Here is a 25,119-nt window from a genome sequence, read left to right on the forward strand (position 1 = left end):
TCTATAAATTTTGTTAAACTTGGAGACACACCTTCTGAAGCAATTATCACCGCATCCGAATTACGAATAGTAGTTTTCATAATGTTTTCATAGTTTGGAACTTCCAATTCAGAAATGGCTTCATCAGGAATTCCATCAAAACGCACTTTGTTAATCATTTCTGGATCTAATGTTCCATCAAAAGATTGACTATAAACTGAGGTCACAATTTTAGTATCAGAAAACAAAGCCTCGTTTTTATAAAAATGCTTCATATAAACTGGCAACATGGCAGCCATCCAGCCGTGAACATGGATGATATCCGGAACCCAATTTAATTTTTTTACTGTTTCAACAACTCCTTTGGCAAAAAAGATAGCACGCTCATCATTGTCAGGATACATTACCCCTTCTTCATCAGCGAAAGTTGCTTTTCTTTTAAAATATTCTTCATTATCAATAAAATAAACCTGAATTCTTTCTTTAGGAATAGAAGCTACCTTGATAATAAGAGGCATATCTAAATCATTTACCACCAAATTCATTCCAGAAAGTCGAATCACCTCATGTAATTGATGTCTTCTTTCGTTAATATTTCCATACCTCGGCATAAAAATTCTAATTTGCCCTCCTTGATCATTAATCATTTTTGGTACGTCATATGACATTAATGAAACCTCATTTTCAGCGAGATAAGGTACAACTTCAGATGATACATATAATATCCTCTTATCTTTCATAATATAAATTGATTAATTATTGGCAATAAAAACATGCAAAATTACAAAAATTTATGCAGTTATGGACTAAAATATTAAGTTTGCACCTAATTTAAACTACACAGTCATGCAAATTTTCAATGCAAAAACAGCTTTAAAGGATTATTTAAGGTCTGTAAAGACTAAAAAATCTTCAATTGGATTTGTTCCAACCATGGGCGCATTGCACGAAGGACACCAATCTTTAATAGCGCAATCTACTCAGGAAAATGACATTACTGTTGTAAGTATTTTTGTAAATCCGACACAATTTAACAATCCGGAAGATTTAGAAAAATATCCACGTACGCTTGATGACGATATTAAAAAAATTGCTGACATAAATCCAAATGGTATTGTTTTTGCTCCAACAGTTGACGACATGTATGAAGGCAAAACAATTTCACAATCGTTTGATTTTGATGGATTAGAAAACAAAATGGAAGGGAAATTTAGGCCAGGACATTTTGACGGAGTGGGAACTATTGTAAAATTGCTTTTTGAAATTGTAGAACCAACAAAAGCCTATTTTGGAGAAAAGGATTTCCAGCAAGTGCAAATTGTTAAAAAAATGGTAGCAAAAAACCATTTACCATTAACAATAGTGGTTTGTCCTATTTTGAGAGAAACCAGCGGCTTAGCTATGAGTTCTCGAAATGAACGCCTACCTTTGCAGAAAAGAAAAGATGCCTCTTTAATTTATAAAATATTGAAAGAAGCAAAAGAAAAATTTAAAAATAACAGCGCCCAAAAAACAACTCAATGGGTTAAAAATGAGTTTGATAAAAACAAAGAATTTACTTTAGAATATTTTGAAATTGCAGACGAAGACACTCTTTCGACTTGTAATAAAAAAATTAAAAACAAAAAATACCGCGCATTTATTGCCGTATTTATTGACAACGTACGTTTAATAGACACCATTTCATTAAATTAAAAACCATGCATATTCAGGTTGTAAAATCGAAAATTCACCGTGTAAAAGTTACCGGAGCTGACTTAAATTACATAGGAAGTATCACTATTGATGAAGCATTGCTCGAAGCAGCAAACATAATAGAAGGCGAAAAAGTATCAATTGTAAACATCAATAATGGTGAACGCTTTGATACCTATGCCATTATTGGAGAACGAAATTCCGGCATAATTACTTTAAACGGTCCTGCTGCAAGAAAAGTTCAAAAAGACGATGTTATCATCATCATTTCATACGCTACATTAGAGTTTGAAGAAGCAAAAACATTCAAGCCTTGGATTGTTTTTCCTAATGAAAAAGACAACTCTTTAACATAGTAATCTACTCTTTTTTTTATTTTTACCGGTACAATAGATAATTGTTTATATTGCTATACTATTTTTTAAAAGTAACCAAATCCCCCAAATATATGAAACATTTATTAATAGTATTATTTGCGTCCTTTTCCTTTTGCTGTTTAGGACAAACTAAAACAATTAGTTTTTCATCTGATAAATTGAATGAAAAAAGAGACCTTTACATCTCATTGCCTCCATCTTACGAAAAAGATCCAACAAGGCATTATCCATTATTGGTATTGTTGGATGGTGATTATTTAACCGGCCCTTTTGCTAATACTTTGAATTATGGTTCTTATTGGGATGATTTACCAGAAGTGATTATTGTTGGGATAAAACAAAACAAAAACGATCAAAGAGCCATAGATTGTGGCGTAGATCCAGTAACAGGAATGCCCGATGGGAAAAGCATCGATTTCTTCGATTTTATTTCATTGGAACTTATTCCATTGGTTCAAAAAGAATACAGAACTACCAATTTTAAGATTATTGCAGGGCATGATACAACAGCAGCTTTTCTGAATTTCTTTTTATACAAAGACAAATCATTGTTTAATGCTTACATATCATTAAGCCCGGAATTGCCTATAAATATGGAAAATGAATTGCCAGATTTATTAAATTCTTCCAAAATACCTCTTTTTTATTATTTATCATCCTCAAATGGAGATGATCCAAAAACTCAGGAAAGAATTAAAAGCCTGAACTCAAAAATAAAAGCAAATAGCAATCCAGAATTAAATTATAAATTCGAACATTTTGATGATGCTTCGCATTACTCTGTTGTTTTAAATTCAATTCCTTCGGCTGTTTATCAAATTTTTGGTACTGCACAACCTATTTCTATTCCAGAATACAACACCAAAATTGTTACCCTTAAAGAAGGATATGTCGATTATTTGAAAAAGAAATATGACATCATTGAAAATTCATTTGGTATTAAAAAACCAATGAGGATCAATGACATTAAAGCGATAGAGGCTGCCATTTTAGAGAACAAAGATTATAACGAATTGGACGCATTGGCTATTCTTGCTGATAAAGATTATCCAAAAAGTATGTTGGGTGATTATGAATTGGCTATAATGTTTGAAAAAAAAGGAGACAATCCAAGAGCAGTTCGTTATTATATGTCAGGTTTTAATAAAGAGGAAATTGCTGATCTTACCAAAGATATGATGTTTGCTAAAGCTGAAGAATTGAAAAAGACTTTTGCTAAAAAACCAAAAATAAAAGGTAAAGTAGGGCAAGACACATCTGCAGCAGACGCTCAAACAACCGAAACTCCTGTTAGCGAAGAACAAAAACAATAATAATGGCCAAAGTAAAAACAACCTTTTTTTGCCAGAATTGTGGCGCCCAGTATGCCAAATGGCAAGGTCAGTGCAATTCTTGTAAAGAATGGAATACTATTGCCGAAGAAATTATACAGAAACAAGAAAAAGTTGCCTGGAAAAGTGAACCTTCATCCATTGGTAAAGCACCAAAACCTTTGCGAATTAATGAAATTGACAGCGCCGAAGAAATTCGGCTCGACACTACAGACAATGAGTTAAACAGAGTTTTGGGAGGAGGAATAGTTCCTGGTTCTTTAATCCTTTTGGGTGGAGAACCAGGTATTGGAAAAAGCACTCTTTTGTTGCAAATTTCTTTAAAATTACCTTACAGAACCCTTTATGTTTCGGGAGAAGAAAGCCAAAAGCAAATAAAAATGCGCGCGGAGAGAATTACTCCAAACGGAGAAAATTGCTACATTCTGACCGAAACTAAAACCCAAAATATTTTCAAACAAATTGAAACTATTCAGCCCGAAATTGTTATCATTGACTCCATTCAGACTTTACATACCGATTATATTGAATCTACAGCCGGAAGTATTTCTCAAATTCGGGAAACAACTGCTGAATTAATCAAATTTGCCAAAGAAACCAATATTCCTGTAATTTTAATTGGACATATTACCAAAGACGGAACAATTGCAGGACCAAAAATTTTGGAACATATGGTTGATACTGTTTTGCAATTTGAAGGGGATAGAAATCACGTTTATCGTATTTTACGATCATTAAAAAACCGTTTTGGTTCGACCGCCGAAATTGGAATTTATGAAATGCTCGGAAGTGGTTTAAGAGAAGTTTCAAACCCTTCGGAGATTTTGATTTCGCACAAAGACGAAGAATTATCAGGAACTGCAATTGCAACAACACTTGAAGGCATGCGCCCATTGATGATTGAAATTCAATCCTTGGTAAGTACAGCAGTTTACGGAACACCTCAACGAAGTACCACTGGTTATAATGCCAAAAGACTCAATATGATCTTGGCTGTTTTAGAAAAAAGAGCTGGTTTTCGTTTAGGTGCAAAAGACGTTTTCTTGAATATAACTGGCGGAATCTCTGTTGATGATCCGGCTATTGATTTAGCAGTTGTCGCTGCCATTTTGTCTTCCAACGAAGATATTCCCGTCGAAAAAGGCTTTTGTTTTGCTGGAGAGGTTGGACTTTCGGGAGAAATAAGACCTGTTAACCGTGTTGATCAACGTATTCAAGAGGCAGAAAAATTAGGATTTTCTACTATTTTTGTATCTAAGTATAATAAAATCGCCTTGAAAAACCCTGGAATAAAAATTCAGCTAGTTGCTAAAATTGAAGATGTTGCAAGTCATTTATTTGGATAAGCCGGTAAACAGAAGGCAGATTCATAAGAGAGAAAGCTGATGATAGACAAGAAGAGAATGCAGTCTAACCTAAATCTTTAAACATTAAACTTTTAAATCTTTAAACAAAACTTAGAAACTCAGAAACTCAAAAAAACATGAGAACAAACAAACAAAAAGTACTGCTTGCCTCCAAAATTCTAGGAATTGTTATTGCTGTACTGTTAATTGGTTTTCTTTTGTTTAGGGACGAACTTTTAGATCAAGCTATTGACAAAGTTTCAACAACTATGAAGTTGGAATACAATAGTGATTTCGTGATAAAAAAAGCTTCATTTGACGGGGTTTCGGGGGTAGAATTAAATGACATTACACTTGCTCCGAAAAATTTAGATACTATTTTCAAAATTCAAAGAATCAAAACCAGTGTTAATCTTTGGAAATTGCTAATTGGGGATGTACAACTTGGTACTCTTCAGATAAAAAATGGATATGTACAATTAACCAAAAAAGGAAACGTTAAAAACTTCGCTGCTTTTTTAAAGAAAGACAAAAACGAACCAAAAGATCTTAACGAAAAGAAAGATTATGCTGAATTTGCGTATCGCATCATTTCCAAAGTACTCAATTTGGTACCAACCGATATGACACTGGAAAATTTGGTGTTCAAAATAGATGATAACGGCAAAAAAGCAACTGTAAATTTCAAAAAGCTGACTTTGTTTGACACCAAATTAGAAACCGCAATTGAGGTTAAAACAAATTCTTTTTCGCAGCGATGGAGAATTAACGGAATTGCCGACCCGAGGAATAAAAAAGGAGATTTACACTTTTTCAACATTGATACAGGCGCGATCAAAGTTCCATATTTTGACGAACGTTACAATTTAAAAATGAGCTTTGATTCCATTCGGTTCAATATCCAAAATATTGATATGAGTCATGGCGAATTACATCTTGACGGATATTCCTCTATTGCTAATTTGAATATCAACCACAAAAGAATTGCTAACAAAGATGTTGTCATCAAAAATGCGCGTTTTGACTATCGTTTCTTATTAGGTTCCGACTTTATTTCTATTGATAGTAGTTCTACTTTTCATTTTAATAAAATCAAAATACATCCGTATATCTCCTATAATACTGAAGAAGACACCATTTATAGATTAAGAATCAGAACTCCAAAAATGAAGACTCAGGACTTCATTACCTCGTTACCGGATGGTTTGTTTACCCATTTTCAAGGTATGGAAGCCACGGGAGATTTTGACTATAAATTGGATTTTATGTATAATAAAAATAAACCAAATGCTATCATTTTCAATAGTAATGTCAATAAACGAAATGTAAAAATTACTAAATACGGCAATATTGACCTCAACAAATTAAACGGAGAATTCACTTATCGTGCAATTGATAACGGCGTGCCTCAACGTCCTATTTTTGTTGGTGCAAGCAATCCTTATTATACTCCATTAGACCAAATTTCGCCTTATTTGCAAAAGTGCGTCTTAACTTCCGAAGATCCTTCATTTATGTCTCATCGTGGATTTATAAATGAGGCGTTCAAACAATCGATCGTAAAAAACATTCGCACCAAAAAATTCTCTCGCGGAGCTAGTACAATCAGTATGCAATTGGTCAAAAATGTTTTCTTAACCAGAGAAAAAACCTTATCCAGAAAATTGGAAGAAATCCTTTTGGTTTATATCATCGAAAACAATCATATTACCAGTAAACAACGCATGCTGGAAGTGTATTTCAATATTATCGAATGGGGTCCAAATGTGTATGGAATTGGCGAAGCTGCAGAGTTTTACTTCCAAAAAAAACCAATCGATTTGAATGTGCGTGAATGTTTGTTTCTTGCCAACATAATTCCAAAACCAAAGAAATTCATGTGGCAATTTGATCAGGAAGGTTTGCAAAAGGCGTATGCAACCAAACAACAGACTTTCTTGAGAAACTTAATGTTCCGTCGCGGCTTATTGGTTCCCGAAGACACAATAGGTTTATCAGCTCCGATTACACTTACTGGCCGTGCTCATTCTTTGTTGAACATTAAAGTTAAAGACACAACTGTTGTGGATTCTTTGGACACCAAAGAAGAATTTGATTTTTAAAACACTACATTTCTAATAAACAGATAGTTAGGATAACTTACAAGGTTTTTATTTGTAAATTTGGGTTTATTAATCAAATCATTTGGTTATGAAAACAATTCTACTATTTACTTTTTTGTTTTGTTTCAATTTTAGCCATTCACAAATTATTGGTTTAGAAACTTTTGCAACAGGTTTTACAAATCCAGTCGAAATTACAAATGCAGGCGATAGTAGGCTATTTGTTGTAGAAAAAGGAGGTCTTATCAAAATAATAAATTCAAATAAAACAATACTGGCAACACCTTTTCTAAACATTTCCAGTCTGGTAAGCACCGACTCAGAAAAAGGTTTGTTAGGCTTAGCGTTTCACCCCAATTTTGCTACGAATGGGTTGTTTTTCATCAATTATGTAAACCTATCTGGAAATACCGTAATTGCTAAATACAGTGTGAATAGTGTAAATCCAAACACTGCCAATACCTCTAGTGCAACCACACTTTTGACAATCGATCAACCGTATGCCAACCATAAAGGAGGAACAATAAAATTTGGTCCAGACGGTTATCTATACATTGGAATGGGAGATGGTGGCAGTGGCGGCGATCCAGAAAACAGAGCCCAAAACATCTCTACATTATTGGGAAAAATGCTTCGGATAGATGTAAATTCAGGAAGTCCGTACGGAATTCCAAATGACAATCCTTACGTTGGAGTTGCAGGCGAGGACGAAATCTGGGCAATTGGACTGAGAAATCCTTGGAAATTTTCATTCGACAAAGTCAAAAACAATTTATGGATTGCCGATGTGGGGCAGAATAATATTGAAGAAATCAACGTAGCAAGTACTACACTTGCAGGTTTAAACTATGGTTGGCGCTGCTACGAAGGCAATACTGCTTACAATACTACTGGATGTGCATCTCCGACTACTATGAAATTCCCAATCGCAACAATAAATCATACAAAAGGAGTTTGCTCGGTTACCGGCGGTTATGTGTATAATGGAACAGCGTTTCCAAATTTCAAAGATTTGTATTTCTTCACAGATTACTGCGATCCGAGAATTGGAATAATGAATCCTACAGGATCGATTGCCTATACTGATGTATTTACAGGAAATAATTTTTCAACTTTTGGAGAAGATAGTAGCGGTGAACTCTATCTTGCTGCGATAAATAATGGCACTATTTACAAAATTATTGATACGTCATTAGGAGTAAAGACAAATGATATAGCGCCATTTGTCATTTATCCCAACCCAGCAAAATCTGAAATTGTCATTCAAAATTCAAACAAAAATTATCCGACAGAAGTTTCTTTTTTTGATTTGAATGGCAAATTGCTACTGCAGCAACAATTAGATAATAAAGCCGTAAACAACGTCAAAACCAATTTGGCACAAGGATTTTATGTCATAACAATCAAAAATGATAATGGGAAAATTTATTCACAGAAATTAATAATTGAATGAGATTAATTTAAAAAAGCAAACCCCGTCAATTTTAGATTTTGACGGGGTCAGTTTTTTTTAAAAAATCAAAAATCACGGCGCCGGATCAGGAATAATTGCCTGAATAGAGTTAATTTCCTTAATGATTTCCTGAGATAAAACAACATCAATTGTTGCAATATTTTCTTTCAGTTGATCCATTGTTGTAGCGCCAATTATAGAACTGGTTACAAACGGCTGATTTTCTACAAAAGCAAGTGCCAATTGTGTTAATGTTAATCCGTGTTTGTGGGCTACTTCCTGATAAAGTTTTGTGGCTTCGGCAGATTTTGCACTGCTGTATCTTGAATACTGAGGAAACAAACTTAATCTCGCATTTGGATGGCTTTCGCCAGTTAAAAATTTACCAGATAAAACTCCGAAAGCCAATGGCGAATAGGCTAGTAAACCAACGTTTTCACGAATACAAACTTCTGCAGAAGCGTTTTCGAAAAGGCGATTTAATAATGAATATGGATTCTGAATGGTTTTTATTCTTGGCAAATTGTTGTATTTACTTTCTTCCAGCAAACGCATCACTCCCCAAGGATTTTCATTAGAAACTCCAATGTGTTTTATTTTTCCAGCTTTTATCAAACTGTCCATTGTTTCCAACACTTCGTGAAAATTGTCTTCCCACGCATCGTCTTGTACTTTAAAACCACGTTGCCCGAAACAATTGGTTTTGCGTTCTGGCCAATGCAGTTGATAGATATCCAAATAATCAGTTTGAAGTCGTTGCAAACTTTGGTCTAAAGCAAATTTGATACTGGCTGGAGAGAAATCCAATTTGTCACGCATGTAACCAAAATTTGGATTAGGCCCTGCAATTTTGGAAGCCAAAACTACTTCTTCTCTTCTACCCGTTTTCTTGAACCACGTTCCAATGATTTTCTCAGTGCTTCCGTACGTTTCTTTTTTGCTTGGAATAGAGTACATTTCGGCTGTATCAAAAAAATTGACTCCTTTTTCGAGTGCATAATCCATTTGAGCATGTCCTTCGGCTTCTGTGTTTTGTTGACCGAAAGTCATCGTTCCAAGACATATTTTGCTGACTTTGATATCAGTATTTGGTAATGTAGTGTATTTCATTTTTTCTTTTGAGTTGCTAAGTTTTATTAGATGCAAAGATAAAAATTAGTTCATCCTTTTTGGTTTGGCTTTACCTAACATTAAGAAAAAAAAGGTTCGCTGTAAAAACGAACCTTTTTTTAATCTTAGTAGCTTAGCCACTTAAAATCTTAGCAGCTTCTCTTAAAACTCATTCAACATTTTTGAAATCTCATCCAATTTCGGAGTCAAAATAATTTCGATTCTGCGGTTTTTAGCTTTCCCTTCCGCAGTAGCATTACTGGCTAATGGTGCATACTCGCTTCTTCCTGCGGCTGTTAAATTTTGTTTGTTTACTTTTTTGTTTTCACCTAATATTGTTACAATAGCTGTAGCTCTTTTGGTCGAAAGATCCCAGTTGTCTGCAATTGGACCAGATCCTTCGTATGGATCATTATCTGTATGGCCTTCGATTAATACTGAAATATCTGGATTGTCGCCCAATACTTTTCCAACTTCAACAACAGCTTTTTTACCTTCAACTCCTACAGCCCAACTGCCTGAATTGAAAAGCAACTTGTTCTCCATAGAAACATATACTTTTCCGTTTTTTTGTTCAACTGTCAAGCCTTTTCCTTCGAAACCATTCAGCGCTTTCGAAAGGGTTTCTTTTAGTTTTTTCATAGCTGCTTCTTTGGCATCAATAAGATCTTCCAGTTCTTTTAAACGTTGGCTACTGGCGTTCAATTTTTCTTGTTCTTGTGCCAATGCTTTGGCTTTGGCATCTAATTGTGCTAATAAATCACGATTCTTTTTCATGTTTGCCTCCAATGCTTCGTTGCTGTTTTTTTCAAGGGCTGCATACGAATCCTGCATGACTTTCATTTTGTTTTTGGCAGCTTCTAAATCAGCCTGAACTTTGGCAAGATTGGAATTTACATCGTCAAGGCTTTTTTGAAGTTTCTCTTTATCAGATTCTAATTGTTTTTTGGAGGCTAATAAAGCAGCGTTTTCATCTGAAATGGCTCTGTTTTCTTTTTTTAGATCTGCAAATTTACTTTCAAGATCGTTGTAGATTTTCTTAGAAACACAAGAAGTTGTTAGTGCTAACATTAAAAATCCGATGGAAATTTTTTTAATCATATTGAGTTAAATTTAAATATTTGTATGTATTTGTGGTATTTTTTTGTTATCCAAAAAGCCCTAGCCCTGATGGGAGCGGCATCCTTTTTATAAAGCGTTTTTCAGCTTTATAAAAAGATACAGCGGACAGCAGGAAATAGCTCCTAAAAATCTTTATTTTTATTGAAATATTTAATATTACTGATTTTGTCTTATTCAATTTCAACCAAAACGGGACAATGATCGGAGTGCATGGCGTCTGGCAATATTACGGCTCTTTTGAGTTTATGTTTTAAGGAATCGCTCACTAAATTATAATCGATACGCCAGCCCTTGTTATTGCCGCGGGCTCCGGCTCGATAACTCCACCACGAATATTGGTGTGGCTCGGAATTGAAATGGCGAAAACTATCGACAAAACCTGACTTCATGAATTTGTCCAGCCAAGCGCGCTCTTCAGGTAAAAATCCAGAGACATTTTTGTTGCGAATTGGGTCATGTATATCGATTGCTTCGTGGCAAATGTTGTAATCACCACAAATGATAAGATTCGGGATGGTTGCTTTTAGCGCGTCAATGTAGTTTTGAAAGTCATCCATGTACATGAACTTGTGACTTAAACGATCGATATTGGTTCCTGATGGCAAATACAAACTCATGACAGAACAATCATCAAAATCGACACGAAGATTTCTGCCTTCAAAATCCATGTGATGGATTCCAGTTCCGTAAACTACATTATTGGGTTTAATTTTGGAAAGAATGGCAACTCCACTATACCCTTTTTTGGTAGCTGGATAATAATATTGATAGGGATAACCGGCAGCGGTAATATCGGAAACGGGAACTTGATCTTCGGTTGCTTTGATTTCCTGTAAACAAATGACATCTGGGTTGGCGTGTTGGAGCCACGAAATGAAACCTTTTGTTATTGCAGCGCGAATTCCGTTTACGTTGTATGAGATTATCTTCATAAATTAGATTTTGTTATTGATCCGAACAATATCGGCGGGTTAGAGGTTTTTTAATCTTAATGGCTGAACCTAAATTATTATTTTACAATGGAATCCAAAAGTAGTAAAAACAAGAAATATTGATTCAAAAAAAAGCATAAAAAATGGAGTATTTTGCTATCTTTGTCGCTTGCTCTAAAAAGAAAAAATAGATGGGTTTAGTTACCGCGAAGGAAGTTGCAAAGACAATAAAAACCGATAAGTACGGAATATTTGGTACTTTTTCAGGCTGGTTGTTAATGAAGGTTTTAAAAATTTCAACACTAAACAAAATTTACGACAGGAATAAGCATCTGAAAGAAGTTCCTTTCCTGAATGCTATTTTAGATGAATTTCAAATTAAATTTGAGATTCCTGAAGAAGATTTCAAACGTTTACCAAAAGACGGCGCTTATATTACCATTTCAAATCATCCGCTTGGAGGAATCGATGGTATTTTGTTATTAAAATTAATGCTTGAAAAAGAGCCAAATTTTAAAATCATAGCTAATTTTTTATTGCATCGAATTGATCCGATGAAACCGTATATCATGCCGGTGAATCCTTTTGAAAACCACAAAGATGCCAAATCTAGTGTGGTTGGAATCAAAGAAACTTTACGCCACCTGAGAGATGGAAAACCTTTGGGAATGTTCCCTGCTGGAGAAGTTTCTACTTACAAAGATGGCAAATTTGTAGTTGATAAAGCTTGGGAAGAAGGAGCAATAAAAGTAATTAGAAAAGCACAAGTTCCTGTAGTTCCTATTTATTTTCATGCCAAAAACAGTCGTTTGTTTTACCTGTTGTCCAAAATAAGTGACACGCTAAGAACAGCTAAACTTCCATCTGAATTATTGACTCAAAAAGATCGTATCATCAAAGTACGTGTTGGAAAGCCTATTTCGGTTGCAGAACAAAACGAATACGAATCGATTGAAGAATACACCGAATTCTTGAGAAAGAAAACGTATATGTTGGCCAATCCGTTTGAAAAAGATAATAATTTTTTGAATGCGGCCAGCTTAAAGCCTACCAAAGCGCCGAAGAAAATTGTTACTCCTGCAAGTACTGAGAAGATGATTGCCGAAGTAGAAACGTTGAGAACAAAGGATCTCCGCCTTTTGCAAAGCAAAAATTATGAAGTCTTTTTTGCAGAAGCTAAACAAATTCCAAATATACTTCATGAAATTGGTCGTTTACGTGAAATTACCTTTAGAGAAGTAGGCGAAGGAACCAACGAATCCATTGATCTTGATAAATATGATCAATATTATCGTCATCTCTTTTTGTGGGATGATGATACCAAACAAATTGCAGGTGCTTACCGCATGGGATTGGGATCACAAATTTTTCCGAAATACGGTATCGAAGGTTTTTATTTGAATGGATTATTCCGTTTTGAACCTGAATTACACGATATGATGAGCAAGTCTATCGATATGGGAAGAGCTTTTATCATCAAAGATTATCAGCAAAAACCAATGCCTTTGTTCTTATTGTGGAGAGGAATTATACACACGACTTTACATTATCCGGAACATAAATATTTATTGGGAGGCGTGAGTATAAGTAACCAATTTTCGGATTTCTCTAAATCGTTGATGATTGAGTTTATGAAATCGCACTATTATGATCCTTATATCGCACAATATGTTCATCCAAAAAAAGAATTTAAGGTAAAACTAAAAGATGCCGACAAAGACTTTTTATTTGATGAAGCAGAAGCTGATTTGAATAAATTCGACAAACTTATTGATGAATTAGAACCAGGAATTTTGAGACTTCCTGTTTTGATTAAAAAATACATCAAACAAAACGCCAAATTGGTTGCTTTTAATGTTGACCCATTATTCAACAATGCCATAGATGGATTAATGTACATCAGGATTGCAGATATTCCTGAAAGCACTATGAAACCAGTTATGGAAGAATTTCAAGCTGAATTGGAGCGTAAATTAAACGATAAAGAAGAATAAGTGATCCTTTTTTAATGATCATGCCTAAATTGTAAGCATAAAAAATCCCGAAATATTCGGGATTTTGTTTTTTTAATCTTCGTGATTTTTAACAGCTTTCTTTAAACCTGTCCATTCGGATTGATTTAATATTGGTTTGCTTTTTTCTTTCTTGCCTTTAATGTATTCTAGAATATATTTGGCTCTTTCTTCAGAATCAGGGTGCGTATTTATCCATGACAAAGCACTTGGCAAATTATTATCCAAAGACATATCGTATAAAAAGTCAGCAAATGGTGCAGGATCAATTTTGGCTTTTTGCAGATACTCAACACTTGTAATATCCGCTTCTTTTTCAAGAGAACGATCATAAGCCGATGAAGACAAAGTGTGCATAATTTCTCTTAAGACACTTCCACTATTATTACCTGTTGTTATTGACATTAGAACTGAAAATCCAATTTCTTTGGATAATTTTTTCATCACGTGGTTTTTCTCAATATGAGCAATTTCATGACCTAAAACACCCAATAGCGCTTGTTCGTTTTTCGAAGCTTCGATCAGTCCGGAATACACAACCAAATGTCCGTTTGGCAACGCAAAAGCGTTTACCTCATCTTGCTTGATAATGTGCACTTTTAAGCTGTCACGTTTAATTCCGTTTTCTTTGCATAAAGGTTTCAGCAACTTATCAATGGTTTTTGTAACGGAATCATTCACAATGATATCTTCAGTTCTTTTTACATTATCCCAAATCATTTCGCCAATATTCTTTTCGGCAGTGCTTTTGGCTTTATTAATTTGAAAAAAAGTAAGATAATCGATCTGAGACAATAAAATCCATGTTCCTAAAACACATGTCAGAAGTAGTAACCCTTTAAATAGTGTTTTCATTTGTCTTGCAGATTAAATTAGTAATATCAGAGAAAAAATACATTTCGATATGATTTCCTTTTCTGGTTTGTGTCGCCAGATATAATGTAAAAATAAATTCAAACAGATTAAATCCAACAATAGTTATCATGTAAGCGATATATGTATTGGTCACCTCGTTCCCATCAAAAACAATCGAGATCGTCCACCAAAAACCAACGGTATTAAAGAAAAACATACCCAATTGAGCCAAAAGTGCTTGTGTGCAATGCCATTTTACAAAAGCAGTACTTTTTCTATTTCCTAAATAAAAGAAAACGGAAGCTAACAAATTCAATATTGGTAATGGTAAGCCACAAAGCACTACAACGAGTGACATCAAATAGCTGTTAGAAGCACTTTCTAACTCACTATCATAAGGCTTATACTTAAATTTTTGTATTGCAATCATAAATGTTTGTATATATTCCAAATCCAATTGAGAATAACGAGCCCAATCAATGAAATGGCAATGGTTTTATTTCTAATTAAATGTTCTGCTTTTTTATAAAAATCAAAAAAAGACTGTTTCTTTTTTATAAAATCAAAAATGATCCAAACTGGAGAAACAATCATAATTATTGCTGCTATTGCCCCAAAAGGATTTAAAAACAACGAGTTAATAATTTCACCATTAAAAAAATAAGAAACAGAACGAGTTATGCCACATGAAGGACATGGCAAACTCGTAATTCTTTTAAATAAGCAAACGGTTAAATCTAAATTGGATTTTTTAACAACAGCTAATTTTAAAAAAAGCAACCAGGAATAACCCAAAATACAAGCTGATAAAACTAAATAATATAGCTTGTTTCTGGTCATTTTTTAAAGAAATGTGTTATTGAAAGAAATTGTATTTTTTTCTCTAGTTGCTCCTTGTATTAAGAACCAATCTACAATAGTCCATATTCCGAAACCGCCACAAGTAAGTAATTTTCCAACTCCCATTCCTGTGTCACCGATATAAAAACGATCTATTCCTAAATGTCCGGCAAATATTGAAATCAATAGTGAAGTTGTTGGGTCTTTAAATTGTGTTAATTGTAATCTATTCCACTGACTATCATCTAAGCTTAATAATTTTTCTCGTACTGTGTTTAAATGATGTCCTTCGAAATACTTTGCGTTCATCATCATGAACATGTCAACTTTTTGTGAATCCATTGTAATAATTTGGTTAAGTGATAATTTGGTTAATTCCCTACTCTTTTTTGGATTTTCGGACGCTCCATGAATTTTGCTAATATAGAAATATTAATAAAAATATTTCATGATTTAAATCTTATATAATATATTTTTTTAAAAATAATTCAAATTGTAAGAGGCATAAAAAAATCCCGAGGATTTCGAGATTTCTTTATGCTTTTTAAAACCAGCCTTTCTTACCGACTTGATAGGTCTGATAAAACTCCTCGTCGGATTTGGTCAAATATATAATCCCTTCAATAAATGGGATTATACCACCAATACCACAAGTTACGATACTAATTATGATTTGGATTATTCCTTCCTGAGTATATCCCAAAATAAATTTATGAACTCCTAATGATCCAAAGATTAATGCTAGAATTCCAGCTAAAATTTTTTTGTTTTCTTGATGAGTTGATTGCGGTACATTCCAGTCTTCGCGTTTTGAATTTTCCATAGTTAAATATTTGGTTTTATGTTTTTTAATAGACTTCTAATTTAGAAAAAAAATCATAAAACACTGTATATCAAACAATAAAAATTACAAAATGCTATTTTTTATCATACAAAGCTTTTATTTTATCAACTATGACTTGTGCCAAACGCTCATGACTTTCAAAAGTCCAGCCAGCGATATGCGGAGTCAAAATCACTTTTCGATTATCCAATAAATATTGGAAAGCTTCTGGTGTATTTTTGTCATTAAAAAGTGTTTCAAAAGACAATTTCTCATATTCTAAAACATCCAACCCAGCACCAAGAACTTTACCTGATTCCATCGCAGAAACCAAATCAGCGGTAACGATATTCTTTCCTCTTGAAGTATTGATAATCCAGATTTTTTTTGCAAAAGCATTTATAAAATCCAAATTAATCATTTTGTCTGTTTCCGGAGTCCATGGAATATGTAGACTCAAAACATCTGTTTTTTGCTGAAATTCTTTCAAAGAAACTTGTTTTGCATTGGCATCGCCTACATTATCTTTGATATCATAACACAAAACTTCCACATCAAAACCTCTAAGTTTTTTAGCAAAGGCTTTTCCCATATTGCCGTAACCAATAATTCCAACCGTTTTGCCATCAAGTTCGTGACCACGGTTTTTTTCGCGGTTCCATTCTCCAATACGGATTTCGCTATCGGCTATGTTTAGCTTATTGAAAAGTGACAAAATCATTCCTAAAGTATGCTCGGCAACAGCATTGCGATTACCTTCTGGCGCTGCGATTAGAGCAACATTTTTGGAAGCAGCATAATCGCAATCGATACTTTCTAAACCTGCTCCTACTCTGGCAATGAATTGTAAATTTGTTGCCTTGTCCAAAAACTGTTTATCGATTTTGAATCGGCTTCGAATAACAATTCCTTGATAGTTTTGAATTTTGTCTTCGATTTCTTGTTTAGGAGAAGTAAAATCGGCGTGATTAGTAAAACCTGCTTGTTCCAGTTGATCCCATAATAAAGGATGATTACTGTCAATATGAAGAATTTTGATGTCCATAATAAGGATTAGTGGATTAAATTTCAAAATTAATTATTTTTTTTTAGAATTCGAATCCAAAGCAATTAACCTACAAATGCTTAAATTGCGACTTTATACAATCAGACACCATAATGAAATTAACAAGCACATTTACAGATTTTTTTCAAAGCGAAAAAGCCGGAGGAATAATTCTGCTTTTTGTAACCATCGTTTCATTGATTCTGGCAAATTCTCAAATCCAAACCGAATATATTGCTTTTTGGAACACCGAGCTCGGACATCATTCTATAACACATTGGATTAACGATGGGTTAATGACTATTTTTTTCTTATTGATCGGCCTAGAATTAGAACGCGAAATGTACAATGGCGAATTGTCTGATATTAAAAATGCCGTACTCCCTATTTTTGGAGCATTAGGTGGAATGATTGTACCAGCTGGAATTTTCTTGGTGTTAAATTATGGAACACACACTCAAAACGGTGCTGGAATTCCTATGGCGACCGATATTGCTTTTGCCATTGGAGTTTTATCTTTATTGGGCAATCGCATTCCAGCTTCTTTAAAAATATTCCTTACGGCTCTTGCCGTGATAGATGATTTGGGTGCCATACTCGTCATTGCAATATTTTATACCCAATCGATTGCTTTTCTTAATTTATTCTTGGCATTTCTTGTTATGGGTATTTTATTTATTTTGAACAGAAAGAAAGTTCATAACATAATTCCGTACTTAATTGGTGGTGTTTTAATGTGGTATTTCATGCTAAATTCTGGAGTTCACGCTACAATTACAGGTGTTTTACTGGCTTTTGTAATTCCGTTTGGAGATGGCGGAAAAGAAACCTCATCGTACCGCTTACAGCATTTTTTACATAAACCTGTCGCTTTTATTATCCTTCCCTTATTTGCCATTGCTAATACTTGCATTGCCATCACCTCAGACTGGCACGAAGGGTTAAGTCATGAAAACTCCATTGGAATCATTACCGGACTTGTAATTGGAAAACCGCTTGGGATTTATTTATTTTCGCTCCTTGCCGTAAGTATTGGAATTTGTAAGTTGCCGAATGATTTAAAATGGAAGAACATTTTGGGAGCAGGAATGCTCGGAGGAATTGGATTTACTATGTCCATTTTTATTACTTTATTGGCTTTTAAAAACGATGGCGAAGAAGTTATCAATTACTCCAAAATAGCAATTTTAATTGCTTCTTTCCTTTCTGGAACTTTTGGTTTTATTTGGTTGAAAATGAATTTCAGAAATTCCCCAAAAAACCGATTAAAAGCAGATAAACAGGTTTAAAAACACTTGTAAAAAATTTTAAAAATAAAATTTATTCTTTTCTTTGTACCCAATTTTTTACAAGAAAAGCGCTTGTAAACATACAATTGTACAATGAAAAAAATTTATTTCATACCCTTATTATGTTTTGTTTTCTTGTTCCAAAGCTGTTTTGAAGTTATTGAAGAAGTAAAAATGAAAGACGATGGGTCGGGGCATTTTAATTTTGTGATTAATTTTAGCCAAAGCAAAACTAAAATCAATTCGATTTTGAAAATGCAAAAAATTAATGGTTATACGATCCCTTCTAAAGACGAAATTAAAAAAGAAGCTTCAAAAATAGAAGCGTTGGCACAAAGCACAGCTGGAATTTCCAACGTAAAAACCAATGTTGATTTAACCAATTATATTTTTGCAATTGACCTCGATTTCGAAAAAATAAGTAATCTCAACGCAGCTTTTTTGAAACTAAAAAACAGCAAGAAATTAGATCCTTCCATCAACACTGACTATTTTATTTTTTCAGACAAAAAATTTGTTCGTACTCAAAAAATACCAGTAAAAACACTATATGATAAATTGGAAAAAGCTGATAAAGAGGTTTTTCAAACTGCAAAATACACCGCCGTTTATAAATTCGATTCCACTATAAAATCCTATTCAAACAAAAATGCAACTCCATCAAAAAGCAAAAAAGCGATTAAGCTAAATGGAGCTATCATCAATGTGATTAATGGAAGTGAAAAAATAGAGAACACCATTACGCTTAATTAAAAAAACGAAACCAAACTATACCAATGAAAAATTACTTTCTTTTCCTTCTAGCGTGCTTTTCGGCGACATCATTTGCGCAGAATTTAGCAAACAAAGTCCCTCAAAATTCCCCTTTTGTATTTTGCATAAACAGCAAAAACCTAAATGACAAAGTAGCTCTCAAGACTATTCAGCAATATCCTTGGATGCAAACTTTGTTGGAGAAAGAATTAAAATTTCTTCCAAAAGACTTAAGCCAAACCGGAATTGACAATTCTAAAAACATTTATCAATATTACACCAACAGGGATTCGGTAATGAATTATGTGGTATTGATTCCGCTGACCAATGCTGTGCAATTCGAAAAATTAATCCAGGCGAAATATGGCGACAGTCTTAAAATAAAAAAACAAACGAATTATAATAGCGTTTCGACTTCCAAAACACATCATTTGGCTTGGAATGACAAATTTGCCACATTGGTAACTGCAACTTATACCAAACCGTACAAAAACATTTATGACGAGCCGTATTCTGATCTTACATTGATGGATACTACTAGTGTTGTGGTAGATACTGCTGCCGTTGATTATAACTACGGATCTCCAACTTATGTTGATGAAGAAATAAAACCAACGCCAGAACCTAAAAAAACCAAAACGGTTAAAAAGAGTAAATCCTCTAAAAAGAGTAAATCCAAAAAAGGCAAAAAAAACAATAAAACAATAAAAGAACCTAAAGAACCTACAGAAGAAGAAATTTACGCTGCGCAAGAAAAAGCACAAGCAGAGTTGGACGAAACCAATAGAAAACTAGAAGAATTCGAATACAAAAAAACAGATTCTATTGAAAGATTAAAAATCAAAACGGTTGTTGATGCAGTTTTTAATGAAACTTTTGCTCCGGTTAACGAAAAGCAAAACGCAAATGCTGCCCTTTTCAAAAACAATGATGCAAAATCCGATTTTTATGTGTTTGCTGATTTGGATATTTTAACTGGTCAATTATTTTCTGCTTATGGCGGGATGAATGCCAATTTTCTGGCAGTCTATAAAAATGGACTTTTAAACAGCAATTTTCAGTTAAATGGTTATTTTGAAAAAGACAAAATCCGTCTGAATCAAGTGATAACGCCCAAAACCGAAGAAATTAAAAAATCATATCAGGAAATGTTTGATTCTAAAATGGATAAAAATCTATTGAATTATATAGGTCCGAATGTTTTAGGATATTACTCGGTGAGCATGAACACAGAAGCTATCATGAATTATGAATATCAGGTTTTGAAGAAAACATTAAATTCAGTTTATCAAACCTATACAAAAGAAACTGCCAGCGATAAAGCTGACATTTTGATTGATGCTGTGGCTTTGTTTTTGGATGAAAAAGCTATTGCTAATTTAATTCCTGGAAATGCCATCTTTGTGCTTCATGATTTGAAAAAAGTAACCAAAGATTATATTTCTTATGAGTATGACGAAAATTACGAGCAAAAGGAAATCAAAGGTACCAAAGATGAGTTACAGCCAGATTTTACGTTTTTAGTTCATACCAAAAATGAAACTTTTGTAGACAAATTGCTTAAACTTCCTTTGAACTCCGATAAATTTACCGGAACCGATTATCAATTAACGAACGGATATTATACAATTCATTTTGAAAAAGATAATTTGCTCGAAAACCTGTATTTTGGATTAAAAAACGGTGTACTGATGATTACCACTTCTAAGGAAAATGTAGAAAGTCTCATCCAGCAAAGAGTTCTACCATTACAATCCGATTTGAAAAAATCACTTGCAAAAAATAATTCAGCAGGATGGTTTGATCTTCAAAAAATCATTACAGCTTCAAAAACTGAATTTGATAAAGAAAGTAAAACAAACTATTTTGATATCGCGATGAAAGATGCGGGTACATTTGCTTTGGAAACCAAATTTAAAAATGGTGCGATTATAACAGAATCCTCTTATACCATCAGAGGTGAGCACACTAATAGCTTGCAGTATTTCTTTGACTTGATCGATAAAATATATACTGAAAAGCAAAAAGAAATAATCGTTACCGAATAATTTATGAAGAGAATAAAATACCGTTCTCTTAAAATTGCCATACTTCTGGTTGCAACAGGAAGTATGGCAATCCTGTATTGGTGCGGTTTCCATAAAGAATTTGATAAAAAAAGCGTTCCTTACAACGCTGACGGTATTGCATTAATAGATGTAAAAAACATTCGCAATTATTTTATCTTTTCTTATCTAAAAAATCCCTCACAATGGAAATTCAACTCAAAAGATTCCAAAATTAAAAAGCGTTTTGATTTTTCAAATTATGGAATAGCGACACCTGATTATTTAGCATTATTTCACATTCAAAATCAGCCTTTAAATCAGTGGTGTTTTGTTGCAACTATCGAAAATGAGACAAAATTAAATAAGGCGATAATCGATTCCCACTTTATTAAGATAGAGAACGAGGAAAATTTTATCGTTTATTATTCAAAAACATTAAATACCTCAATCATTCGATTTGCTAATCAAATATTGTATTCTAAAAATGCTTCACAAGATCTGAAAACAAGCATTCAAACTGCCAAAAATTTATTTATAAAACACCATTATTTTGACGCTAAAACTGTAGACAAAATATTAGAAAACTCGAATGCCATTACGCTCTGGTTTCAAAAAAATAATTTGCTGGAAGATGATGGAATCATAAACATTTCGTTGAAAGACCAGGAAATCATCGCCAACGGTCAGCTTAATTTAAGACCAAAATTTAGAAAAATGGCTCCATTTCTTCAAAATCCAGATGCATTAATGTCATTAGGATTTAATTTTGAAATGATTCAGAACCAAAAATTGCTAAAAAATCATTCGGTAACAATAAACAAAATGATAGGGTTCAACTTAGATTCTATCAATATTCATAATCCTACTTACACGGAATTTGTTCTTTATAATATTATCGAAAAGAAAGATTCAGCCGTTACTTATGATTACGATGATGATTTTAATCCGATAAAGAAAGTGGTAGTTCATACCAATCGTGAACCTTCTTTTTCTTTTTCTATGAAAACCAATAACACCAAAAAAGTTTATGATTATTTAAAAAGTGAAAATGTAATTGATGACCGTCACATTTTCCTGAACTTCCCTTTGGCAACTACCAAAGCTTCTGTCAAAAATAATTCATTAATTCTTGAAGCAAATCATCACAATGTATCTATTTCAAAAACCACAGAACTTAAAATTGCTTATTTACAAATGAATTTTAACCAGCTTAAAACTCAAGACTGGCATTTTCTTATTACCAAGAACAATACTTTTTCGCTATTAAAGCCATTTGAAAAATTAAAAATAGACCTTATTCAAAAAAACAATTTGGGATATTTTGAAGCTCATTTAAAAACAGCAAATAATATAAGTTTACTTGAGTCTTTAAAGTAAAACATTCTAGATCTCTATTGTTTAGTTCCATAAAAATTTATTTGTAAGATTCCATTTCCCATATTTATTTTTTGTGCATATTTTCAACTTTGAGGACAGAAGGTGATAAATACCTGCAAATTATACAATTAAAAAGCATAAACATGTAACGCTTATTTTAAATGTGTAAATGACCTATTTTATTACAAAAAAAAAGCCAAATAAATTATAATAAAACTATATTTTTGCGTTCTACTAAAAATTATTACTATGAAAAAATTGATTCTATTTATTGCATTTGGTTTGATATCAAATGGCTTATTTGCTCAAAATCCATTAGGAGAAGGGCAAACACAATTAAATGCCGGTATCGGATTATCAGGTTGGGGAGTTCCAGTATATGTTGGTTTAGATTACGGTGTTTCTAAAGACTGGTCTCTTGGAGGTCAAATTTCATTCCAAACTGATGATGATCACTACGATGGTCACGACTATAATTCATCAGCAATCGGAATCGGATTTAATGGAAATTACCACTTTAACAGAATAATGAATATTCCAAGAGAATGGGATTTCTATGCTGGTCCGAGTCTTACGTATTACATCTGGAATTATGATGATTATCCAGGTGATCACCATCCAGACAACACATCTTTGGGTCTTGGAGTACAAGTAGGTGGTCGTTATTTCTTCAACAGCAATTTTGGTATCAACTTTGAGTTGGGTGGAAACACTGGTACTAGTGGAGCGAAACTAGGATTGACATTTAAGTTATAATAACACGACTTTTAATGACACAAAAACCATCTGAATTTCAGGTGGTTTTTTTATTTAACGCATTCAACAATTAATCCGAATAAACTATCTAAAAACAAAATCCTATATTTGATATACTAATAAAATTTAAGATGAAAAAAGGGTTGTTTATAATGCTACAGATTGTGATGCTTTTAGGTTATGCTCAAAAAAGTAATAGTCAAACATCAGTAATTGCTAAAAAAGAACAAAATGTTGCAGTTAAAAAAATCAACTTAAAAGTCAACCCCAATACCTTGAATTATGATATTACGTATCAAAAGCTGCAATTCACTGTTGATCCAACCAAATATTTTATATCAGGAATAGTAACCAGCACTTTTACCGCGTTGACCGATCTATCTACAGTAACATTTGATTTGACCAATCAATTAACTGTAAGTACCGTTACGCAAAATGGAGTAGCTGTGACTTTTACACAAAATGCTAACAACGAATTGGTGATTACCTTACCAACCGTTTTAAATTCCGGAACTTCAACTACTGTCGAAATAAGATATTCAGGAATCCCTGCTAGGGGCGAAGATGCCTTTGTTACCACCACGCATAATGGAACACCTATTTTGTATACTTTATCAGAGCCCTATGGTGCAAGAGATTGGTGGCCTTGCAAACAAGACCTAAATGACAAAATTGATGCAATAGATGTCTATATTACAGCCCCTTCTCAATATGTAAGTGCTGCAAATGGAATTGAACCCGAAACCCCTGTAATTAACGGAACTAATAAAACCACTCATTTTCACCACAACTATCCTATTCCCGCCTATTTAGTGGCAATTGCGGTAACCAATTATAACGTTTATAACCAAACAGGTGGTACTGCTCCGAATCAATATCCTATCATCAATTACATTTATCCTGAAACATTAGAAGCAGTAAAAACACAATTAGATCAAACTCCTAAGATTTTAAATTTATACGAAAGCCTTTTCGAAATTTATCCTTTTTACAAAGAAAAATACGGTCATGCACAGTTTGAGTGGAACGGAGGAATGGAACATACTACTGTTTCCTTTATGAAAAGTTTTGAAAGAGACTTAATCGCGCATGAAATGGCTCATCAATGGTTTGGTGACAAAATCACATGCGGGGCTTGGAATGATATTTGGCTCAACGAAGGGTTTGCTACTTATGTTGCTTCCCTTGTAATTGAAAATTTTGACGGTCAAAATGCTTTTATTTCCGAAAAAAATAAGATGATTAATAATATTACATCCAAAACCAATGGAGCTGTTTATATTAACGATGCCGAGCTTGCTGATGTGAATAGAATTTTTAGCTCGCGATTAACTTATGATAAAGGCGCAATGGTACTCAATATGCTACGTTTTAAACTCGGTGATGCTTTGTTTTTTCAAGGGATAAAAAATTACTTAAAAGACATAAATCTTTCTTATAAATATGCCAAAACCTCCGACTTACAATCGCATCTAGAAGCAGTTTATGGCAGCAGTTTGACGGAATTTTTTAACGATTGGGTCTATAATCAAGGATATCCAACTTATATGATAACGGCACAAAATGTAGGAGATGGAAAAGCTAAATTTACAGTCAATCAAACACAATCTGATGCATCGGTTTCCTTTTTTGAAATGCCTGTGCCTATTCGGGTTTTTGGAGCTGGTGGGCAACAATTGGACTTGGTTTTAAATAATACTGTAAATGGCGAAAGTTTTACAGAAAACGTTCCTTTTGAGATTACAGACTTCGCTTTCGATCCTGATAAAAACATTATTTCCAAAAACAATACGACAATTTTAAACAAACCAAATTTTGAACTCACAGCAACTCAATTGTATTTAAATCCTAGTACAAACATTCTAACATTGGCC

General features: G+C 33.4%; 23 protein-coding genes. 13 read left to right on the forward strand and 10 right to left on the reverse strand.

Annotation, left to right across the window (positions count from 1 at the left end; all coding sequences use genetic code 11):
• Window positions 1–719: glycogen/starch synthase (locus VLC96_RS02540; RefSeq protein WP_325260483.1), on the reverse strand; the 719-nt coding region annotated here is incomplete at its 3' end.
• A 106-nt stretch (window positions 720–825) separates the two neighbouring features.
• On the opposite strand from VLC96_RS02540, the gene panC reads away from it, so the two are divergent.
• The 6 genes from panC to VLC96_RS02570 all read left to right on the forward strand — a co-directional run bounded on the left by panC (window position 826) and on the right by VLC96_RS02570 (window position 8,283).
• Entirely contained in the window at window positions 826–1,674 is an 849-nt protein-coding gene (gene panC / locus VLC96_RS02545; RefSeq protein ID WP_325260484.1) for a pantoate--beta-alanine ligase, read from the forward strand.
• A gap of 5 nt (window positions 1,675–1,679) precedes the next feature.
• A complete protein-coding gene (gene panD, locus VLC96_RS02550) occupies window positions 1,680–2,030 on the forward strand; it encodes an aspartate 1-decarboxylase (protein WP_325260485.1) in 351 nt (116 codons plus the stop codon).
• Window positions 2,031–2,122: 92 nt separating this feature from the next.
• Window positions 2,123–3,364, forward strand: coding sequence for an alpha/beta hydrolase (locus VLC96_RS02555; RefSeq protein WP_325260486.1), 1,242 nt, complete (start codon window positions 2,123–2,125; stop codon window positions 3,362–3,364).
• A 2-nt stretch (window positions 3,365–3,366) separates the two neighbouring features.
• On the forward strand, window positions 3,367–4,728 hold the full coding sequence (gene radA, locus VLC96_RS02560) for a DNA repair protein RadA (RefSeq protein ID WP_325260487.1): 1,362 nt from the start codon (window positions 3,367–3,369) through the stop codon (window positions 4,726–4,728).
• A gap of 137 nt (window positions 4,729–4,865) precedes the next feature.
• Complete coding sequence (locus tag VLC96_RS02565; protein ID WP_325260488.1) at window positions 4,866–6,830, forward strand: biosynthetic peptidoglycan transglycosylase; 1,965 nt, start codon at window positions 4,866–4,868, stop codon at window positions 6,828–6,830.
• Between the two features lie 88 nt (window positions 6,831–6,918).
• The gene (locus VLC96_RS02570; protein ID WP_325260489.1) at window positions 6,919–8,283 is read left to right on the forward strand and encodes a PQQ-dependent sugar dehydrogenase; all 1,365 of its coding nucleotides are present in this window, start codon (window positions 6,919–6,921) and stop codon (window positions 8,281–8,283) included.
• A 72-nt stretch (window positions 8,284–8,355) separates the two neighbouring features.
• Here VLC96_RS02570 and VLC96_RS02575 read toward each other — a convergent pair whose 3' ends face one another.
• The 3 genes from VLC96_RS02575 to VLC96_RS02585 form a co-directional block, all read right to left on the reverse strand.
• Window positions 8,356–9,393 (reverse strand): aldo/keto reductase, encoded by a 1,038-nt coding sequence (locus VLC96_RS02575; protein WP_325260490.1) that lies wholly within the window; start codon window positions 9,391–9,393, stop codon window positions 8,356–8,358.
• A gap of 162 nt (window positions 9,394–9,555) precedes the next feature.
• Entirely contained in the window at window positions 9,556–10,494 is a 939-nt protein-coding gene (locus tag VLC96_RS02580) for an OmpA/MotB family protein (protein ID WP_325260491.1), read from the reverse strand.
• 191 nt (window positions 10,495–10,685) lie between these two features.
• Window positions 10,686–11,447: an exodeoxyribonuclease III gene (locus VLC96_RS02585; RefSeq protein ID WP_325260492.1), complete on the reverse strand. Its 762-nt coding sequence runs from the start codon at window positions 11,445–11,447 to the stop codon at window positions 10,686–10,688.
• 191 nt (window positions 11,448–11,638) lie between these two features.
• Between VLC96_RS02585 and VLC96_RS02590 the strand changes: the two genes are divergently transcribed.
• The gene (locus tag VLC96_RS02590; protein WP_325260493.1) at window positions 11,639–13,441 is read left to right on the forward strand and encodes a lysophospholipid acyltransferase family protein; all 1,803 of its coding nucleotides are present in this window, start codon (window positions 11,639–11,641) and stop codon (window positions 13,439–13,441) included.
• A gap of 72 nt (window positions 13,442–13,513) precedes the next feature.
• Here the strand turns inward: VLC96_RS02590 and VLC96_RS02595 are convergent, their stop codons facing one another.
• From VLC96_RS02595 to VLC96_RS02620, 6 genes are all read right to left on the reverse strand, one after another.
• Window positions 13,514–14,314 (reverse strand): M48 family metallopeptidase, encoded by an 801-nt coding sequence (locus VLC96_RS02595; protein WP_325260494.1) that lies wholly within the window; start codon window positions 14,312–14,314, stop codon window positions 13,514–13,516.
• A complete protein-coding gene (locus VLC96_RS02600; RefSeq protein ID WP_325260495.1) occupies window positions 14,298–14,744 on the reverse strand; it encodes a magnetosome magnetite crystal formation protein family in 447 nt (148 codons plus the stop codon). Before VLC96_RS02600 ends, VLC96_RS02595 begins: the two co-directional genes overlap by 17 nt.
• Window positions 14,741–15,154, reverse strand: a complete 414-nt coding sequence (locus VLC96_RS02605; RefSeq protein ID WP_325260496.1) for a DUF2752 domain-containing protein — start codon at window positions 15,152–15,154, stop codon at window positions 14,741–14,743. Before VLC96_RS02605 ends, VLC96_RS02600 begins: the two co-directional genes overlap by 4 nt.
• Before the next feature lie 3 nt (window positions 15,155–15,157).
• The gene (locus tag VLC96_RS02610) at window positions 15,158–15,496 is read right to left on the reverse strand and encodes a TM2 domain-containing protein (protein WP_325260497.1); all 339 of its coding nucleotides are present in this window, start codon (window positions 15,494–15,496) and stop codon (window positions 15,158–15,160) included.
• 202 nt (window positions 15,497–15,698) lie between these two features.
• On the reverse strand, window positions 15,699–15,977 hold the full coding sequence (locus tag VLC96_RS02615) for a TM2 domain-containing protein (protein ID WP_325260498.1): 279 nt from the start codon (window positions 15,975–15,977) through the stop codon (window positions 15,699–15,701).
• Between the two features lie 94 nt (window positions 15,978–16,071).
• Window positions 16,072–17,022 carry a 2-hydroxyacid dehydrogenase gene (locus tag VLC96_RS02620; RefSeq protein ID WP_325260505.1) on the reverse strand — a complete coding sequence of 317 codons (951 nt, stop codon included), beginning with the start codon at window positions 17,020–17,022 and terminating at the stop codon, window positions 16,072–16,074.
• A gap of 113 nt (window positions 17,023–17,135) precedes the next feature.
• Here VLC96_RS02620 and nhaA point away from each other — a divergent pair, with 113 nt between their 5' ends.
• The 6 genes from nhaA to VLC96_RS02650 form a co-directional block, all read left to right on the forward strand.
• Entirely contained in the window at window positions 17,136–18,311 is a 1,176-nt protein-coding gene (gene nhaA, locus VLC96_RS02625; protein ID WP_325260499.1) for a Na+/H+ antiporter NhaA, read from the forward strand.
• Between the two features lie 93 nt (window positions 18,312–18,404).
• Window positions 18,405–19,064, forward strand: coding sequence for a hypothetical protein (locus tag VLC96_RS02630; protein WP_325260500.1), 660 nt, complete (start codon window positions 18,405–18,407; stop codon window positions 19,062–19,064).
• A 23-nt stretch (window positions 19,065–19,087) separates the two neighbouring features.
• A complete protein-coding gene (locus VLC96_RS02635) occupies window positions 19,088–21,112 on the forward strand; it encodes a hypothetical protein (protein WP_325260501.1) in 2,025 nt (674 codons plus the stop codon).
• A 3-nt stretch (window positions 21,113–21,115) separates the two neighbouring features.
• The gene (locus VLC96_RS02640; protein WP_325260502.1) at window positions 21,116–22,489 is read left to right on the forward strand and encodes a hypothetical protein; all 1,374 of its coding nucleotides are present in this window, start codon (window positions 21,116–21,118) and stop codon (window positions 22,487–22,489) included.
• A gap of 249 nt (window positions 22,490–22,738) precedes the next feature.
• Window positions 22,739–23,245, forward strand: coding sequence for an outer membrane beta-barrel protein (locus VLC96_RS02645; protein ID WP_325260503.1), 507 nt, complete (start codon window positions 22,739–22,741; stop codon window positions 23,243–23,245).
• Window positions 23,246–23,397: 152 nt separating this feature from the next.
• Window positions 23,398–25,119, forward strand: a 1,722-nt coding sequence (locus tag VLC96_RS02650) for a M1 family metallopeptidase (protein ID WP_325260504.1), incomplete at its 3' end; no start/stop codon positions are given.

This window comes from Flavobacterium sp. (assembly GCF_035456085.1).
Classification (GTDB): domain Bacteria; phylum Bacteroidota; class Bacteroidia; order Flavobacteriales; family Flavobacteriaceae; genus Flavobacterium.